This window comes from Acinetobacter sp. P37, assembly GCF_057480965.1.
Window position 1 is genome coordinate 238,217 of sequence record NZ_JBLIYY010000004.1, and the last position, 14,658, is coordinate 252,874.

Here is a 14,658-nt window from a genome sequence, read left to right on the forward strand (position 1 = left end):
TATCCATGGTCAAAAATTATTGAGCAAGAATAGTGTATATGAATTGAGCAATAATAATCTGTATGGATTATTTTTCATTTAATGTCTATCTAGGTGACTTTGGTTAAATCATTGAGACAGCATAAATCTTTATGAAAAATAAGTTGGAATTCGCTTTAAATTAAAGAGGCTTGAATACAAGCGGGACATCATAACGGGCAAATTCTTCAATGATACTGCTTAAAACCAATTGAGCTTGTGGCTCAGCTGCTGTAAAGGTGAGTTCTTGGTTCGTTTGGCTGTTGAAGCACTCGACTTGTTCTATACGCCAAATCGTTTCAATGGCTGTATTTTGAATGACCACACGTCTAGGCTGTAATTCATCACTAATTTTTCGTGGCATGACATAGGTAATGGCCAATTGAACATTAGGCAATTCGTCTTGTGAGGTTAAGAAGGTAAATACCCAATTGCCAATTTTGCTGAGTTGCATTGGATTATCGAAAGAATCAAATTCTAAACAAAATTGTTGTGACATTGACATGCTCAAACGCTGGGAGGTCGGTTTAATTCTTGCGATTTTTTACTGTTGATTGACATTAGGGGAAGGTCGTATAAAACAGCAGTTAAAACCATAAAAGAAATAAGTGAATCGATAAAGTTAATAAAATTCAATTTCTTATATTGATATGTGTGAAGAATTACTCACCTCATTAAGTTGTTTTTTGAATGAGAAGTGAGGAAAAGTCTCTAAGTTAAACCAGTTGTTGCAGATTTTTTAGACTGTAATTAATTTGCTGTAATGCATGTTGTAAGAGTTTAGGTTGAATATTGGATTCATTTAGACAGGTGATCCATTGCATCTGACAGGCTTTTAATTCTGCAATGTCCGTGGCCTGTTGAATATTAAGCATTAATTTTTTTGCCATCAGCCCACAATAACGCTGTAAGTAACTGCACATAAAATTCTGTAACTCATCAAAATCGTGCTCGATGAAATCAATGATTTGTTCTGCTAATACAGAGGTGTTTGTAGTCGTGGTTTCAGGTGTGGCTTGTTTGAGTTGATGGGGTGTAGAGCCCATCGCATCCATTGGGAGGGTGTTCGTCAGTTCGTACTGTGAATGAATCTGAGGAACTTCCATCGTAGGCATTGAAACTTCATTAAAAGTCACATGTTCTTGCGCTGTGAGATCAGATGCAGGGCTAAGGTTATTGAGATCGGACGTATTGCTAGGCGCTATTTTAGGTGTATTAAAAGCAGAAAAATCGGATTTTTGAAGGCGTTGATGATCATGTGTTGTAATTGGCTGAATCAGCCCAAGTTCCATAAGTTGCTCGAGCAAGGACACTTCAGCAATCCGCTGCTGATAATGCACTGGCATTTGGTTAAAGTCATCACTACCGATTAAGAGTAGCAGACGACGTTGTCTAGCATTTAATGCGAGCTGTCGGTCTTTTAAAGTTTGAAAACCCAGCTCAGTTTTTTGATAGTTGAACATGCCTTAATTCCATAGCTCAAAAGAATTAAGGCAATCCTATGCAGTGATAATGACAGTAATATTAAGAAAATATTAAACAATCAATGATTTATAGAGTAATGACAGCAGAGTTTTCTAAAGCTTTGCGTAAATATGGGTCTAAGTCATCTTGACGTAATAGCCATTGCACATAGTCCGCAGGTAATTCTGCAATTGCGGTACCACGGTGTTTACCAAAATTAATACTGCGTGGAATGCGAGCATCTTCCGAAGCTTCGTATAATTCTTCGATGCTGTTGATTTTTAAGTGATGCACAATATGCATCAAAATATTGGCAGTTAAAATAATATCCATATCTGCGCGGTGAGCTTTACGGATCATTTCACGGGCTTTTTCACTGCCTTTGGTGATCATATATATCAAGGCAGAAATATTATGCGCTTCTGCATCAGGCCATACTCGACGAGCTAGCGCAAGGGTACAAATGGCTTTGATTTTTGAACTATCTACACCGCATTTTTCGAGCGCTCGAATATCGTAGTCGATATTATGCCCAATGATATATGTCGTCTCTGATGGGAGTTCAAAACTGCTGTAGTGGGGCTGACCTTCAAGATCTGATTCTAAAATATGATGTACAGCCATTGCTGCAAAAGAAATTGCTTCATCACAACGATAAAGTTGATCAAAAATTTTAGATTTATCTAGGGTAATTTTGGCATCTGCCACCTGAATTGGAGCATAGGCAATCTCGATGGGTTGTCCATTTAGTGTATGGGTTTCTGTGTCGAGAATGATGGCTTGCATGTCCAGTTCCAGCATGTTGAATAATGTTTATGAATGTACATGATCACATCCACACTGACAAACCCATGCTGTGATTATTTGTAGGAATATTATGAAGATGGCTGCGCAGTGTTTAAATAATCTGCTTTTATCGCATCTGCCGAAATAAAACTTTAGAGTGGGATAAAGCTAAACCATCTTCTAAATCGACTTATTTTAAAGGCTTTTGTCCATCGTGATATCCAAAAATGTCGCTAAGTGGATTAAGCACTAGAGTATGTTCACGATCAATGGCATGGTGGTTTTTCGGCTTTACTTTTGTGCATATGTTTGTGTAGTTGGCAGGGGGTACAGCATTTTTGTTGATTTTACATTTTGCTTTAACCTCCGAAAAATAGCCCAATCTGTATCCAATGATCAGAAATATAAGTTCAGCCATTTTTCTGAGATCGGGGTGGCTGATGTATTTGAATGCTATTAATACATATCGAGCTAAAACAAAGTTTTAGTTCTATATTAATTTGATCAATTAAAATAAGAGTAATTGCTTAAAAATTAGGCTTGAACAAAAGTTTGTTCCATGTATTTAATGATTCATCTTCAATGAAAAATTGACTTTAAAACAACAAACAAAAGGATCATGGAATGAAAATGCTGCGTTTAACGGTTTTTGTCAGCAGTGCGCTATTTTAGCAGCCTGCGGTAATGATAGTAATGACCAACAATTTAGTAATCCTGAAACAAACGCTGATCTCAATCAGATCAAAAATCCAGTGGTAACTACAACAGCCTATAGTCAAGACAATATGCCTGCTGTGAGTGCAGACAGCCGATTGATGACCTATAAAATGCTAGGAGTAGATGGCAAAGTTGTTCAAGCCACAGCCTTAGTCTTTACCCCAAAAACAGTTGCTCCGGCAGGTGGTTGGAAAATTGTGGCTTGGGCACATGGAACGACAGGTGTGGCTGATAAATGCGCTCCGAGCCGAAAAGGTTTGCAAGGTATGAATACTTATTGCAAATGTTATTGGCAAAGGGTTATGTCGTTGTGGCACCCGATTATGAGGGAGTAGGGGAACCTAGTGGACGTGAAAACCATCCTTATCTGAATCTAAAAAGTGAAGCCTTTTCGATTACCGATGCCGTTGTCGCTGCTCGAAGTTACTTAATCAGTCAAGGTAAAACGGTGTCGAAGGATTGGCTTTCGATCGGACATTCTCAAGGTGGTCAGGCCGTGTTTAGGTGCGGCTGAATTCGCATCACGTGCTGACTTAAATTTTAAGGGAACGATTGCCATAGCACCTGCAAATAATCTTGCGCTCATTCTTGACGCAGGCGAGAAGTTAGCTGTAGGTAAACCTGCAACCGTGCAAAGTATGATTTATGCACCTTTAGACAGTTTTACTGCGCAGATTATTGCGGGTATGCAAGGGCATAAAAACAGTGTGGATTATTCAAAAGTATTTAGTGGACATTTGGCTGCGATTGCACCTCAGGCTGAAACAGTGTGTTCAGGTGAATTAACCAAGTTAATTCAAGATGACATGCTCAGTTATGCGAGTCAGAACACGACTTTGGATAACTATGGACGCACGCAGTCTGATTTCTTAACTTTAAAGCCAATCCAAAAATTTATGAGTGAAGGTTCACAGCCTTTAACGACAGCGGTGAAAACGCCGATCATCATTTATCAAGGTAAAGCCGATCAGACCATTCCAGCAGACGCGACTAAATTTATGATTAGCCTTGCTAAGCCGGGAACATCGATTGACTATCGTGAGCAAGCGACAGCAGATCATATTAGTATTTATACCGATAATCTGGCAAATTTTGTGCAAGATGTAGAGACTCTCATGCCAAATCAATAAGTTGATTTGACTTAAATAGTGCTCGTGCAGATTCAACACGGGCATTATTTATTTAAAACAGCACAAACTTCCCTCTCTCATTTCTAAAACTTCATGCTACAATACGCGCCAATCTTAGCACGGCTTAAAAGCCCTAATTTAATAGGACCTCGCTAATGTTTGCCAACACCTCTATTGCTCAATTTGACCCTGAATTAGCTCAAGCGATCTCGAATGAAGATGCTCGCCAAGAAGCGCACATTGAGTTAATCGCTTCAGAAAACTACTGTTCACCTGCAGTAATGGAAGCTCAAGGTTCAAAACTTACTAACAAATATGCAGAAGGCTACCCTGGTAAACGCTACTACGGCGGTTGCGAGTATGTAGACGTGATCGAACAATTGGCCATTGACCGTGCTAAAGAATTGTTTGGTGCAGATTATGCAAACGTTCAACCACACGCTGGTTCACAAGCAAACTCTGCAGTTTACCTTGCGCTACTTAACCCAGGCGATACAGTTTTAGGTATGAGCTTGGCTCACGGTGGTCACTTGACTCACGGTGCTAAAGTTAGCTTCTCTGGTAAAACTTACAACGCAATTCAATACGGTTTGAACCCAGAAACTGGCGAAATCGACTATGCAGAAGTTGAACGTTTAGCTGAAGAACACAAGCCAAAAATGATCGTGGCTGGTTTCTCTGCGTATAGCCAAGTTGTTGATTGGCAACGTTTCCGAGATATCGCGGACAAAGTTGGTGCTTACTTATTCGTAGATATGGCTCACGTAGCTGGTCTTGTTGCTGCTGGTGTTTACCCAAGCCCAGTACAAATTGCTGACGTAACTACAACGACTACACATAAAACACTTCGTGGTCCACGTTCTGGTTTAATTCTTGCGAAAGCAAATGAAGAAATCGAGAAAAAATTACAATCAGCTGTATTCCCTGGTAATCAAGGTGGTCCTTTAGTTCACGCTGTAGCGGCTAAAGCGATCTGCTTCAAAGAAGCAATGGCGCCTGAATATAAAGCTTACCAACAACAAGTTGTTAAGAATGCGCAAGCAATGGCTGAAGTTCTAATCGAACGTGGTTATGATGTTGTTTCTGGCGGTACTAAGAACCATTTGTTCTTATTATCTTTAATTAAACAAGACATTACTGGTAAAGATGCCGATGCTTGGTTAGGTGCTGCTCACATTACTGTGAACAAAAACTCAGTACCAAACGATCCACGTTCTCCATTCGTGACTTCTGGTATCCGTATAGGTACTCCTGCTGTAACAACACGTGGTTTTGGTGAAGCTGAAGTACGTGACCTTGCAGGCTGGATCGCTGACGTTCTAGACAGCAAAGGTGACGAAGCTGTGATTGCTACAGTGAAAGAAAAAGTTGCTGCTGTTTGCGCTAAATTCCCAGTTTACGCAAAATAAGTCTGACTTGAGAAAGCCCCCTCAAGGGGGCTTTTTTTATGTCATCAGAAAAATTCAAAAGTTATCTAAACATTTATATTTCTGTTATAACGGAATAAGAGATAACAAAAAATTTGCCCATCGCTATAGATCTGTTGGCAAGGTCGCAAAGGAACTTTATATGAAAAAACCCAATATTATTCTTTCAGAACAAGATTTACATCGTTTAGAAACCATGTTGGAGCATCAGTCTAAGCTGACGCCGACGATGGAGCATTTGGAAGATGAGATGGCGCGCGCTGAAGTGGTTGCTCCACAAGATGTCCCTGCCAATGTGGTGAGTATGAATGCCAAAGTTCTCATTAACATTGCACCTGCGACAGAAGCAACCGAAATTACACTGGTCTATCCACATGATTTTCGTGGCGATAAAGGTCAAGTCAATGTTTTGGCTCCAGTGGGCGCTGCCATTTTAGGTTTGGCTGAAGGGCAGGAAATAGAATGGCCGCAGCCTGATGGTCATACCATGAAAGTCAAAATCATTAAAGTGCTCTATCAACCTGAGCGTGAAGGGAATTATCTATAATTCCGCTGTGATATACAGATAAAATCCGCACACAAAGCCATCGATACCGATGGCTTTTTTATTTTTTCTTTATTGCATTTTTAGATATGAAATGTGCAAATGTTGTTAAGCAGATTTCATTACAACCATAGCAGTTTAACTTGGGAAAACTGTCAAATAATTGACAGAGTCATGGGCACGAAGTCGGCACACTTTATTTCAACAACACCATCGTTGCTTAATAATTTGAAGAATAAGGTAGAGCCCTATGACACAATTAGAATCGAATCATTACAATCCAGACTATCAATATCAGCATATTGAAGTAAAACCTGTAACCGGTCGTATTGGTGCCGAAATTTCTGGCATTCAGTTGTCTGGAAATTTAGACAAAAGCGTGGTCGATGAATTTAATCATGCACTATTAAAATATAAAGTTGTATTTGTGCGTGGACAGCAAGATCTCACAGATCTAGAACAAGAAGCCTTTGCACGACTTTTAGGTAATCCGTTGAATCACCCAAGTGTGCCACTCAAAGATGGTACAGCACATACTTTGTCAATTGACTCACGTGGTGGGCGCGCAGATTCGTGGCATACCGATATTACGTTTTTGCCCAATTATCCTAAAGCCACAATTTTAAGAAATGTAGTTGCACCTGAACATGGTGGCGATACGGTTTGGGCCAATACCGTGACCGCTTATGAAGATTTAAGTCCTGAGCTGCAAAAGTTGGCGGAACAATTACGCGCGGTGCATAGTAATAGTTATGACTATGCGGCGCCGAAAGGTCAGTACAATGAAGAAGGTCGCCATTTATTCCGTACCGCGGTAGAAGTGGAAACTGAGCATCCTTTGGTGCGTGTACATCCTGAAACAGGTGAAAAAAGTTTGGTTTTGGGTCACTTCTTTAAACGCTTCAGTGGATATAGTCCGGCACAGTCACGTCGTTTATTTGAACTGTTTCAAGAGCAAATCGTGCAATGGGAAAATGTTGTGCGTTGGCGCTGGGCGGTAGGTGATGTTGCGATTTGGGACAATCGTGCGACGCAGCACCGTGCCATCAATGACTATGGCGATGAGCTACGTATCGCCTCACGTGTCACTATCGAGGGCGATGTGCCTGTCGATGTAAATGGTCAGCCGAGTACTGTACTGAAAAATATTCAAAACACCGACATTTCAAACTTGCGTTCTGAAGCAGGCCGTATTTATGAGAAAGCATCTTAAGTATTAGAGCGTCATTTAAAACAGCATAAAAACAGATAAATAATGCGAAAAACAATGGTTTTACATTTTTCAGCACTTGCCTAAGATCAATGAGATCTTAGGCATTTTTTTATAGACGTGAGCGATCAAAAGAACACAGCCCAACAGCATTTGTTGCAAATTTTGCGTAATGAAGACATCTTTCAGGGCTTTAGCGATCAGACTTTAGAACAGCTTGTGCAACAGGTGAAATATTCACGATTTCATTCGCAGCAGCACATCTTAAAACAACAACAAATCGTGCAAGATATTTATATTTTGCTTTCAGGTACGCTACAAATTGGTTGGTTGCAAAATAATGGTGAATTGATTGTAAATGACTATATCCGTCGCCAGTCGGTATTTAATTTTGTCGCACTCTTACAACAAAAGCCTTTGAATTATGATTATTTTGCTGCGACACACGTCGAGGTGGCAATCATTTCTGGAACAAGGTTTTTAGCAGTTTTACAGCGTGATCCGAAGGCGCTTTGGAATGTCGTGCAATCTCTCAGTCGACGCATGTATTTGATGTTTGAGCATAATCGTTATTTGCGAACGGCAACGCTAGAGCAGCGTATTGCTAGACATTTGATTCGACTCTATGAGCAATATGGATGTCGGCAGGAAATTCCCCTGAAACTCAGTCAGCATGAATTTGCAGAGTCTTTTAATATTTCACGCCAAACGTTGAATAAACATCTGCAGCAATTTGTCCAAACACAAGTGATCGCGTGGAATTATGGACAAATCGTGATCTTGGATCTTGATCGTTTAAGGCGAATGAGTGAACTTGATGAATAACTGGATTTAAAATTTGACGAGAAGCCATAATCGCAAATGGCTTCATTGATCTTACATAGATTAGTGCTTACTGATTTTATCCAAATAACCCATCATAAAAGCAGAAAAAACAAAGGTTAAATGCATGATGATGTACCACATGATTTTGTCATTGGGGATGTTTTTCGCATCCATAAAAATGCGTAATAAATGAATCGAAGAAATTGCCACGATTGATGCTGCAACTTTGAGTTTTAATGAATTGGCATCCATGGTGCCGAGCCAGTTCAAGCGATTGGTCGATTCATTAATTTTTAATTGCGAAACAAAGTTTTCATAGCCTGAAAACATCACCATCACAATCAGTCCGCCCACCATAGTCATATCGACCAAAGAGAGAATGACTAAAATCAGGTCAGCTTCTGAATATTCTAAAATATGCGGAAGGACATGAATGACTTCCTGGAAAAATTTAATCGCGAGCAGTAGCAGTGCAAAGGATAAACCAAAGTACACGGGAGCCAGAATCCAACGTGCAGCATACATTGTGTTATGGAAAAAACGTTCCATTTAAGCCTCTAAAATTATTGATCTAATATTTGGTTCTAAAGTATATGAATTAAATTTTACGATAATTTTGATAATAATTCATGTAGAGTCAGTTGTTTAATTTAAATCTAGATTGAATCTTTGAGTATCTTAAGCTTGAATTCATCTGTGTAGGTCATCATCTCCATTGAAATGATGCCGTATGGCTGCTTAGGCGGTTCTATATGCAACGGTTGAATTTAATAACGAAATTTGACCGATGAAATAGATGTATTTTTTGCAAAATACTACAAGACTTTTATGGCAAAACTTGTAGTATAAAAATGATTTTATTGAGTTTAATTGGCTATGTCACAAATTGATGTATTGGTGCCGTTAAAGGATATTACGGTAGATCGGGCGGAAGTGCTTTCGATTAAGCGGAATGACCTTGTGCCATTACTGACCGATCAATATCGTCTAAATCATTATGCAGATCAATTAATTCAAGCACAGTCGGTGCTGCTAGACGGTGTTGACCCTCAATTGACGAAACAACTTAGTCAAACTATTGAACAGTTGATTCAAGCTCTAGCCAATTCAAAAAAATATTTAAAAACACGCAAATTTAATGCCTTGCAAAAATGGTTAGGCATCGATTTGGAATATGGTTCAGGACAAGTTGAATATTATAAAAATCTGGATCAATTACTTGATCGGGCAAATCATCTGAGCCAAAAATTACAGTTAGAAATTCAAAAGTCCCAAGCACGTTTTAATCAACTACAAGGCTTACGTGAGCAAATGGCGCGCTATATCGTCGCGGCTGAAGAGTTCTTGGTGGAATACCCACAGTTTGTGAAAAATCAGCATCCGCTTGACAACTTTGCAGAACGTTTATCGAAAAAGGTGAATACGTTGCAAACCTTACAAGCCAGTAATGATATTGCGATTACGCAAATGCAGCTTTCTCAGCAGCTTTCTTTTGAATTATTAGATCGATATAAGGAAGCTCAGCAGGTGTTGATTCCAGCATGGCAATATCATGTGAAACAAAGTCGTCAAAGTAACTCGACAAGTTCATTGGAAAAGCTTAATAATAGCCGTGAAAATTTGATTAAAACTTTAAAAAAATCACTAGAGAATTCCTCTAAGTCTTAGAAATATAAGGTGAGTTATGACCGATTTAGATGCCAAAAATTTACCCGTTGAAGTAAGCAAAGAGTTGACTGAAGAAAAGTTTCAGCAACTCAATTTGCAGGAAATTGGCTTACAAACTTCAGATTTTCACGAAGTCGAAGCTGCACGTAAGGAATTGGCAGATTTAAGTCATAATAGTGTTGCCGAATACGGTAAAAACATTGCCACCAAGACGTCGACCTATACCGATGAATTATTAAATTTGGTGCAAAATAAAGATCTAGATGCGACAGGTCAAAAGCTCAATCAGGTGGTACAAGTCGCACAGCAATTGAATACCACGAGCATTTTAAATAAATCTAAAAGCTCAGGATTTTTTGGTGGTTTACTGAGTAAATTTAAAGGTGCCAAGCAAAGTTTTGATCAGCACTTTAATACCACCAAAGAGCAAATTGATGCGTTGGTTAAAGAAATTGAAACTTCGCAAAATGGCTTAAAAACGCGTGTAAATACCTTAGATAAAATGTTTGAAGGCGTGCAAGACGAATATAAACAATTAGGGGTGTATATCGCCGCAGGTAAGTTGAAAGAGCAAGAAATTCAACAGGAAATTGCAAGCTTAACTACTCAAGTTCAAGATCAAACCACTACGCAAAAAATCTATGACCTCAATCATTTGGCAAATAATCTTGAAAAACGTGTGAGTGATTTACAGATCTTGCAACAGTCTGCGATGCAGACCTTGCCGATGATTCGCATTATTCAATCCAATAATTTGATGTTGGTTGATAAATTTTATGCTATTAAAAATATCACCTTACCGGCATGGAAAAACCAAATTAGCTTGGCGATTTCATTGCAAGAACAAAAGAACAGCGTGCAATTGGCAAATAGCATTGATGATGCGACCAATGACCTGCTAAAACGCAATGCAGATTTGTTACATCAAAACTCTGTCGATACTGCGAAAGCCAATCAGCGTTCAGTGATTGATATTGACACACTTGAACATGTGCAAAATACCCTCATTAAAACCGTTAATGATGTGATTCAAATTCAGAAAGAAGGCGTACAAAAGCGTGAAGAAGCAACGACACGTATTCGTGCCTTACAAAACAATTTGAATCATTTAGTAATTGAATCGAGTGGTTCAAACCCTTCTTCATAAGCTGTGAGGGAGGTGAAAATACAATCTGAAGGAGTATGTCTTTGCCTCCCATTGATGAATATGCGCTAAATCCGCAGCAACTGGAAACAGGGCTTCAAACCATTAAGAAGCGTCAACGCAATTTGACGTTATTGACTTTAACCAGTGTTTCTGTGCTGATCGTTTCAGCTGTGATGTTGTTTATTCAGCATGATATGGTTTATAGCTTTTTTGGCCTAAGTTCTAGCGTACAGCAACTGCATATTCCCGTCAGTGCAGGTGATTTGGCATATCAACTCGGTGAGTCCTCCGACTATTTTTCAAATTTTTTATCCTTTATTGGTTGGTTATTTCTCAAACTCATCGTTTCATTTATTGGCGCATTTTTCTTGGTTGGATTTCTAAAGAAATTTCAATTTTTTAGAATTCGCTTCCAATCTTTTGTATTGAAATTTGTAGGCTGGATTTTATCGTTTATTATGCTTTGGTCAGGCTTAACTTATGTGCAATATGACCTTAATCATGATGACCGTGCAGCAGATCAAAAATTGGTACATTATGAAAAAAATATTCAAGAAAGCCAGCTGGCTTTCGAGATGGAAGATGCACAATTGGCAAAACCCGTGCAAGCCTATTTACTTGCACAAGCTGCTTTGATGCATAAGCCTGTAGATCGTGCGACAGCAATTCCTTTGGTGCAATCCTTAATCAATGCCGAGCAACAAAATCCAGCAAAATTCCGTGAATACGGTTTTCAGCCTGAACAGCTCTGGGCGATGCAAAATCAGCTATTTGATAAAACCATGACACCGATGGCGCAAAGCGTGGAAAAACAAGTTCAGCAAGCCAATGTAGTAGAAGTTGTTGTACGTTGGGTTTTGATCGCCGTGATGGTACTCACGCTGGTTTTGAGCTTAATTTTGTATCTGCTTTCTCAGCAGTTCAAATCACGGATTAATCGAATTGAGCAGGGACTTCATTAATAGGCCTATTTTCTTTTTAGATCATTGCATTGCTCAGAATAAAAATCCCCATCACATTGTATGGGGATTTTTGATGTTGGGTAGATTAACTTGCGCGATGAAAAAGTTGTCGAAGTTCCTGTGTAGAAAAAGTCTGATCATTCACTTCACCATCCACAAGGTAAAAAGGAATCGGGTGCTGTCCCTTTGATTTTACATACTGTGTAATTTCATGCTGGCGGTCTGCAATATCTTTATGTTGAATTGAGCGCAGTACTTTCGAGCCATCTAAACCAATGCCTTCAATAATGCTTTTTAAAACGTGAATTTCAGCAATATTTTGACCGTGTGCAAATAATGCATGGAATAGGGCTTGAGTCAGGGCATATTGATCCAGAATATTGTCCAAGGCCAATATAGCTTGATGAGCCAGTTGACTGTTTGGCATACGTTTCATGTACTCAATATTAAGCCTCTTTCATAAATCAAAAAACGAACAGTCTCTTGCTGATTATTTGTACCGAAGAATTTTAAATATTCATGCATAATCTGCGGATGAAATATATCGATTCAAAGAAGCTTTCTGAAACACAGTTTAAGCGATACACCGGCATATCATGGTCAACCTTTGATTTAATGGTTGAACAACTGAAAATGCATGTTCCTGCTAAAGGTAGACCAACTAAATTGAGCATAGAAGATCCAATCCTTCTGTGCTTAAGTTATTGGCGCGAATACCGAACCTTGTTCCATGTTGCAACAAGTTATGGTGTGTCAGAGCCGACTGCTTCAAGAATTGTCCGTCATGTAGAGGACTGCCTGATCAAGTCCAATTTATTTAATTTACCGAAGCATTTGCCTGAGGGCGAAGGCATCGACTGGAACGTGGTGATTGTTGATGCCACAGAAATTCCAATACAAAGACCTAAAAAAACAGAAGAAAAGCTATAGTGGCAAAAAGAAGGCACATACTTTCAAAGTCCAGGCCATCATTCATTATAGAACTCAGCAAATTCTGAGTTTATGCACTGATCGTGGTGCTGTACATGATTTCGAACTCTTCAAACGAAACTTACATCAGATTCCGGCAGGTGCCTTTATCCTTGCAGATAAAGGCTATCAAGGGATTTATGCAATGTATCCAAATAGCTTGTTGCCATTAAAAGCAAAAAAGCGCTGTAAATTGGATCCTGAACTAAAAATCTATAATCAAGAAATCAACAAAAGAAGAATTGGGGTTGAGCATGTATTTGGTAGTTTAAAAACTTTCAAAATCCTTGCCGAGCGATATCGTAATCGAGGAAAAAGACTGGGCTTAAGATTCAATTTAATTGCGGGAATCTATAATTTAGAGCTGAGCAAAAAATGAATTATGAAAGAAGTCTATTGACAATCACATCTTCGCTATAAGCGGCAAATTTTGTCATTTCGAGTTTTCGCTTTGCTGCACTTGCGCCATACTTATTGGTTAAATACTGCAGCACATCTAAGCCTTGTTCAGGAATTTCTGGAACGCGTTGAATCGGCAATAGCTCTACACGGGTTGCTGTATGTTCATTCCAGTTTTGTTTTAACTTTTGAAATGCGACATAACTCATGGGATAAACAATATCAAAGACAAATTCAATTTTCATTATTCTGCTCACTGTTGATTTTATACTTGTAGATCGATGGCTGATTGATACAAGGGATTGATTGCGGCTTTATTGATAGAACTCATAAGCAGTCAAATCATCTGATATTTCATTTGATTTAAAGCCGACTTGCTGAAATTAAACTTAAAGCTTTATAAGGGTTTTGTAATTGATCAGGTCGTGCGTATGTCTTGCATAGGCTTGGTGTAATTTCACTAAAAAAGAAAAAAATGAGGAATTTGTCATGATATATGTGTATGAATAAATCATTTTAATGTTAATATGCGACCATATATTTATGATTTAGAAAGAAATTTAATCATTTGATTTGTAAAACCGATTAATTTTATAAAAACAAACCGTTTCACCTATTTAATGGTTTGTTCTATCATTCTCTCATCAAATAAATTTACTCCTCTGGAGACGTTAGCAATGTTAGATCAAAATACTTCTGCTCAATTAAAAACCTTACTTGAACGCCTTGAAGGCCCGATTGAAATCGTCGCGACTTTAAACGGCACGGACAAATCAGACAAAATTAAAGAATTGGTAACTGAAGTTGCCGCTTTATCTGATTTAGTGACTGCACGTTTTGACGGTAACAACAGCCGTGCGCCAAGCTTTGGTATTGCAAAAGCAGGTGAAACTCCACGCGTATTCTTCGCAGGTCTACCGATGGGCCATGAGTTCACGTCCTTGATTCTAGCTTTGCTACAAACTTCAGGTTATGCACCGAAAGTTTCTGACGAAGTACTGAATACCATCAAAGGTCTAGGTCTTAAAACTGACTTTGATGTGTTTGTATCTTTAAGCTGCCATAACTGTCCTGATGTGGTTCAAGCACTTAACTTGATCGCAATTTACAACCCGGGTACAACTGCAACCATGATTGATGGTGCATTCTTCCAAGACGAAGTGGAAGAACGCAAAATCATGGCTGTACCAATGGTATTCCAAGACGGCAATCACATCGGTCAAGGTCGTATGACTTTGGAAGAAATCATTGCTAAATTAGACACCAACTCTGCTGCAAAAGATGCTGAAAAGCTAAATGCCAAAGAAGCCTTTGATGTCCTTGTGATTGGTGGTGGCCCTGCAGGTAATACTTCTGCAATCTATGCTGCACGTAAAGGTATTAAAACCGGTA

At 39.0% G+C, this 14,658-nt stretch carries 16 protein-coding genes and 1 pseudogene; 11 read left to right on the forward strand and 6 right to left on the reverse strand.

The features are described from left to right. Nucleotides 1-160: 160 nt before the first annotated feature. From AC25JC_RS05625 to AC25JC_RS05635, 3 genes are all read right to left on the reverse strand, one after another. Nucleotides 161-517 carry a hypothetical protein gene (locus AC25JC_RS05625; RefSeq protein WP_180115346.1) on the reverse strand — a complete coding sequence of 119 codons (357 nt, stop codon included), beginning with the start codon at nt 515-517 and terminating at the stop codon, nt 161-163. A gap of 217 nt (nt 518-734) precedes the next feature. After that, nucleotides 735-1,481, reverse strand: coding sequence for a hypothetical protein (locus AC25JC_RS05630; protein WP_180115345.1), 747 nt, complete (start codon nt 1,479-1,481; stop codon nt 735-737). Between the two features lie 88 nt (nt 1,482-1,569). Beyond that, nucleotides 1,570-2,268, reverse strand: coding sequence for a 3'-5' exonuclease (locus AC25JC_RS05635; RefSeq protein WP_180004204.1), 699 nt, complete (start codon nt 2,266-2,268; stop codon nt 1,570-1,572). 624 nt (nt 2,269-2,892) lie between these two features. On the opposite strand from AC25JC_RS05635, the pseudogene AC25JC_RS05640 reads away from it, so the two are divergent. The 5 genes and pseudogenes from AC25JC_RS05640 (at nt 2,893) to AC25JC_RS05660 (ending at nt 8,121) form a co-directional block, all read left to right on the forward strand. Then, nucleotides 2,893-4,115, forward strand: a pseudogene (locus tag AC25JC_RS05640) (alpha/beta hydrolase). 155 nt (nt 4,116-4,270) lie between these two features. Continuing rightward, a complete protein-coding gene (gene glyA / locus AC25JC_RS05645) occupies nt 4,271-5,524 on the forward strand; it encodes a serine hydroxymethyltransferase (protein ID WP_486923626.1) in 1,254 nt (417 codons plus the stop codon). A gap of 160 nt (nt 5,525-5,684) precedes the next feature. After that, nucleotides 5,685-6,089 carry a nucleoside diphosphate kinase regulator gene (gene rnk, locus AC25JC_RS05650; protein WP_078192900.1) on the forward strand — a complete coding sequence of 135 codons (405 nt, stop codon included), beginning with the start codon at nt 5,685-5,687 and terminating at the stop codon, nt 6,087-6,089. 247 nt (nt 6,090-6,336) lie between these two features. Continuing rightward, a complete protein-coding gene (locus AC25JC_RS05655) occupies nt 6,337-7,299 on the forward strand; it encodes a TauD/TfdA dioxygenase family protein (protein WP_180178040.1) in 963 nt (320 codons plus the stop codon). 117 nt (nt 7,300-7,416) lie between these two features. After that, nucleotides 7,417-8,121: a Crp/Fnr family transcriptional regulator gene (locus tag AC25JC_RS05660; protein WP_486923627.1), complete on the forward strand. Its 705-nt coding sequence runs from the start codon at nt 7,417-7,419 to the stop codon at nt 8,119-8,121. A 60-nt stretch (nt 8,122-8,181) separates the two neighbouring features. On the opposite strand, the gene AC25JC_RS05665 is transcribed toward AC25JC_RS05660, so the two are convergent. Beyond that, nucleotides 8,182-8,670, reverse strand: coding sequence for a TIGR00645 family protein (locus AC25JC_RS05665; RefSeq protein WP_078189122.1), 489 nt, complete (start codon nt 8,668-8,670; stop codon nt 8,182-8,184). Nucleotides 8,671-8,997: 327 nt separating this feature from the next. Here AC25JC_RS05665 and AC25JC_RS05670 point away from each other — a divergent pair, with 327 nt between their 5' ends. Genes AC25JC_RS05670 through AC25JC_RS05680 form a run of 3 tightly spaced genes read left to right on the forward strand, consistent with a single transcriptional unit; the run spans nt 8,998 to nt 11,898 of the window. Then, a complete protein-coding gene (locus AC25JC_RS05670; RefSeq protein WP_486923628.1) occupies nt 8,998-9,789 on the forward strand; it encodes a tellurium resistance protein in 792 nt (263 codons plus the stop codon). 16 nt (nt 9,790-9,805) lie between these two features. Next, nucleotides 9,806-10,936, forward strand: a complete 1,131-nt coding sequence (locus AC25JC_RS05675) for a toxic anion resistance protein (protein WP_486923629.1) — start codon at nt 9,806-9,808, stop codon at nt 10,934-10,936. A gap of 41 nt (nt 10,937-10,977) precedes the next feature. Further along, entirely contained in the window at nt 10,978-11,898 is a 921-nt protein-coding gene (locus AC25JC_RS05680) for a hypothetical protein (protein ID WP_486923637.1), read from the forward strand. An 85-nt stretch (nt 11,899-11,983) separates the two neighbouring features. Here AC25JC_RS05680 and AC25JC_RS05685 read toward each other — a convergent pair whose 3' ends face one another. Continuing rightward, entirely contained in the window at nt 11,984-12,334 is a 351-nt protein-coding gene (locus AC25JC_RS05685; RefSeq protein ID WP_486923630.1) for a DsbA family protein, read from the reverse strand. Between the two features lie 98 nt (nt 12,335-12,432). On the opposite strand from AC25JC_RS05685, the gene AC25JC_RS05690 reads away from it, so the two are divergent. Both AC25JC_RS05690 and AC25JC_RS05695 read left to right on the forward strand, forming a co-directional pair. Next, the gene (locus AC25JC_RS05690) at nt 12,433-12,828 is read left to right on the forward strand and encodes a transposase family protein (RefSeq protein ID WP_486923631.1); all 396 of its coding nucleotides are present in this window, start codon (nt 12,433-12,435) and stop codon (nt 12,826-12,828) included. Beyond that, nucleotides 12,776-13,246, forward strand: coding sequence for a transposase family protein (locus AC25JC_RS05695; protein WP_078193350.1), 471 nt, complete (start codon nt 12,776-12,778; stop codon nt 13,244-13,246). Before AC25JC_RS05690 ends, AC25JC_RS05695 begins: the two co-directional genes overlap by 53 nt. Nucleotide 13,247: 1 nt before the next feature. On the opposite strand, the gene AC25JC_RS05700 is transcribed toward AC25JC_RS05695, so the two are convergent. Continuing rightward, nucleotides 13,248-13,511 (reverse strand): thioredoxin domain-containing protein, encoded by a 264-nt coding sequence (locus tag AC25JC_RS05700; RefSeq protein WP_486923632.1) that lies wholly within the window; start codon nt 13,509-13,511, stop codon nt 13,248-13,250. A 432-nt stretch (nt 13,512-13,943) separates the two neighbouring features. Here AC25JC_RS05700 and AC25JC_RS05705 point away from each other — a divergent pair. After that, the coding region (locus AC25JC_RS05705; protein ID WP_486923633.1) for a thioredoxin family protein at nt 13,944-14,658 on the forward strand (715 nt) is incomplete at its 3' end.

Bases quoted from the DNA above. Each gene is read 5' to 3' on its own strand.
- AC25JC_RS05625 (WP_180115346.1), bottom strand. From the start codon at position 517: ATGTCACAACAATTTTGTTTAGAATTTGATTCTTTCGATAATCCAATG.
- AC25JC_RS05630 (WP_180115345.1), bottom strand. From the start codon at position 1,481: ATGTTCAACTATCAAAAAACTGAGCTGGGTTTTCAAACTTTAAAAGAC.
- AC25JC_RS05635 (WP_180004204.1), bottom strand. From the start codon at position 2,268: ATGCAAGCCATCATTCTCGACACAGAAACCCATACACTAAATGGACAA.
- glyA (WP_486923626.1), top strand. From the start codon at position 4,271: ATGTTTGCCAACACCTCTATTGCTCAATTTGACCCTGAATTAGCTCAA.
- rnk (WP_078192900.1), top strand. From the start codon at position 5,685: ATGAAAAAACCCAATATTATTCTTTCAGAACAAGATTTACATCGTTTA.
- AC25JC_RS05655 (WP_180178040.1), top strand. From the start codon at position 6,337: ATGACACAATTAGAATCGAATCATTACAATCCAGACTATCAATATCAG.
- AC25JC_RS05665 (WP_078189122.1), bottom strand. From the start codon at position 8,670: ATGGAACGTTTTTTCCATAACACAATGTATGCTGCACGTTGGATTCTG.
- AC25JC_RS05670 (WP_486923628.1), top strand. From the start codon at position 8,998: ATGTCACAAATTGATGTATTGGTGCCGTTAAAGGATATTACGGTAGAT.
- AC25JC_RS05675 (WP_486923629.1), top strand. From the start codon at position 9,806: ATGACCGATTTAGATGCCAAAAATTTACCCGTTGAAGTAAGCAAAGAG.
- AC25JC_RS05685 (WP_486923630.1), bottom strand. From the start codon at position 12,334: ATGAAACGTATGCCAAACAGTCAACTGGCTCATCAAGCTATATTGGCC.
- AC25JC_RS05690 (WP_486923631.1), top strand. From the start codon at position 12,433: ATGAAATATATCGATTCAAAGAAGCTTTCTGAAACACAGTTTAAGCGA.
- AC25JC_RS05695 (WP_078193350.1), top strand. From the start codon at position 12,776: ATGCCACAGAAATTCCAATACAAAGACCTAAAAAAACAGAAGAAAAGC.
- AC25JC_RS05700 (WP_486923632.1), bottom strand. From the start codon at position 13,511: ATGAAAATTGAATTTGTCTTTGATATTGTTTATCCCATGAGTTATGTC.